This is a genomic window from Paenarthrobacter sp. TAF1 (assembly GCF_052113825.1).
GTDB lineage: Bacteria > Actinomycetota > Actinomycetes > Actinomycetales > Micrococcaceae > Arthrobacter > Arthrobacter nicotinovorans.
Genome location: NZ_JBFRDO010000040.1, coordinates 1 through 2,654, shown reverse-complemented (window position 1 = coordinate 2,654; position 2,654 = coordinate 1). Strand labels below are relative to the sequence as shown.

1 protein-coding gene is annotated in these 2,654 nt (G+C 62.5%); it reads left to right on the top strand.

Going from position 1 to position 2,654, the window contains the following annotated elements:
- Positions 1 to 9: 9 nt before the first annotated feature.
- Positions 10 to 2,654, top strand: a 2,645-nt coding sequence (gene aceE / locus AB4Y81_RS21465; RefSeq protein WP_441996926.1) for a pyruvate dehydrogenase (acetyl-transferring), homodimeric type, incomplete at its 3' end; no start/stop codon positions are given.

The following is a 2,654-nucleotide window of genomic DNA, read 5'->3' as shown; positions in this document are numbered from 1 at the left end:
AGGTTGGACGTGGCTGCAGGAGAAGAGACCTCACACATCCTCAGCGGGTTGACTGCCCAGCTGCCTGATCGTGATCCGGAAGAGACCGCGGAGTGGATTGAGTCCCTTGATGCGTTGATCGCTGAGCAGGGTACCGAGCGGGCTCAGTACATTATGCGTTCGTTGTTGCAGCGTGCTGGTGCCCGGTCGGTGGGTGTGCCGATGGTGACGACCACTGATTATGTGAACACGATCCCGGTGGATCAGGAAGCGCCGTTCCCGGGGAACGAGGAGTTCGAGCGCCGGTAYCGGGCGTATATGCGGTGGAACGCTGCGGTGATGGTCCATCGTGCGCAGCGCTCSGATATTGGTGTGGGTGGGCATATTTCCACTTATGCCGGTGCTGCGACGTTGTATGAGGTGGGKTTCAACCATTTCTTCCGCGGTAAGGACCACCCCAGTGGCGGGGACCAGGTGTTTTTCCAGGGTCACGCGTCTCCGGGGATGTACGCCAGGGCGTTCATGGAAGGCCGGTTGASCGAGGAGGATTTGGACGGGTTCCGTCAGGAGAAGTCCAAGGCCGGGCAYGCGTTGTCCTCGTACCCGCACCCGCGGTTGATGCCTGATTTCTGGGAATTCCCGACCGTGTCGATGGGTATCGGCCCGATGAACGCGATTTACCAGGCCCAGTCCAACCGGTACCTGCAGAACCGTGGGATCAAGGACACCTCGGACCAGCAGGTCTGGGCGTTCCTTGGTGACGGGGAAATGGACGAGCCCGAGTCCCGTGGTCTGCTGCAGCTGGCAGCGAACGAGAACCTGGACAACCTGAACTTCGTGATCAACTGCAACCTCCAGCGCCTGGACGGGCCGGTGCGTGGCAACGGCAAGATCATGCAGGAACTCGAAGCGTTCTTCCGCGGTGCGGGCTGGAACGTGATCAAGGTCGTCTGGGGCCGGGAATGGGACTCCCTSCTGGAAGCGGACAAGGACGGGGCGTTGGTGAAAATCATGAACGAAACCCCCGATGGTGACTACCAGACCTACAAGGCCGAGTCCGGCGGGTTCGTCCGTGAGCACTTCTTCGGYAAGTCCCCGCAGACCAAGGACATGGTCGCGGACCTGGACGATGAGCAGATCTGGGGCCTCAAACGCGGCGGTCACGACTACCGCAAGGTCTACGCCGCGTACAAGGCAGCGACCGAGTTCAAGGGCAAACCCACCGTGATCCTGGCCAAAACRGTCAAGGGCTACGGCCTGGGCCCGCACTTCGAGGGCCGCAACGCRACCCACCAAATGAAGAAACTCACCATGGAAGACCTCAAAGCCTTCCGTGACCACCTGCGCATCCCGATCAGCGATGACCAGCTCGACGCCGACCTTTACCGGCCCCCGTACTACCACCCCGGCATGGACGCCCCGGAAATCAAATACCTCATGGACCGCCGCGCCGAACTCGGCGGGTTCGTGCCCGAACGGCGCCGCACCCACACCCCGGYCACCCTGCCCGAAGCCAAATCCTACGACGTCGCCAAACGCGGATCCGGCAAACAACAAGCCGCGACCACCATGGCCTTCGTCCGGCTCCTCAAAGACCTCATGCGCGACAAAAACTTCGGCGCCCGGTTCGTGCCCGTCGTCCCGGACGAATCCCGCACCTTCGGCATGGACGCGTTCTTCCCGACCGCGAAAATCTACAACCCCAAAGGCCAGAACTACCTCTCCGTGGACCGCGACCTCGTCCTGGCCTACAAAGAATCACCCGCAGGCCAACTGATCCACCCCGGCATCAACGAAGCCGGCGCCGTCGCAGCATTCACCGCCGCCGGCACCGCCTACGCCACCCACGGCGAACCCCTGGTCCCGATCTACGTGTTCTACTCCATGTTCGGCTTCCAACGCACCGGAGATTCCTTCTGGGCCGCCGCGGACCAAATGACCCGCGGCTTCATCATCGGCGCGACCGCAGGACGAACCACCCTCACCGGCGAAGGACTCCAACACGCCGACGGGCACTCCCCCATCCTGGCCTCCACCAACCCCGCCGTCCGCACCTACGACCCCGCCTACGGCTACGAAATCGGCCACATCATCCGCCACGGCCTCGAACAAATGTACGGCGAGGCCAGTGACGAYAARAACGTCATGTACTACCTCACCGTCTACAACGAGCCCATCACCCAACCCGCCGAACCCGAAAACCTCGACACCAACGGGCTCCTCAAAGGCATCTACCAACTCGCCSACGCCCCCGAGGCCACCACCGGAAACRGMAACCGCCCCACCGCGAACATCCTCGCCTCCGGCGTGTCCGTCCCCTGGGCCCTCGAAGCCCAAAAAATCCTCAACGACGACTGGGGMGTCGCCGCGACCGTCTGGTCCGTGACCTCCTGGAACGAACTCCGACGCGACGGACTCGACGCCGAAGAACACGCCTTCCTCAACCCCGGCCAACCCACCCGCACACCCTTCATCACCGAACAACTCCACGGCCACACCGGACCAGTCATCGCAGTCTCCGACTACATGAAAGCCGTCCCCGACCAAATCCGACAATTCATCCCCAACGACTTCGCCTCCCTCGGAGCAGACGGCTTCGGCTTCTCCGACACCCGCCAAGCCGCACGCCGCTACTTCAAAAACGACACCCACTCCATCGTCGCCAAAACCCTCCA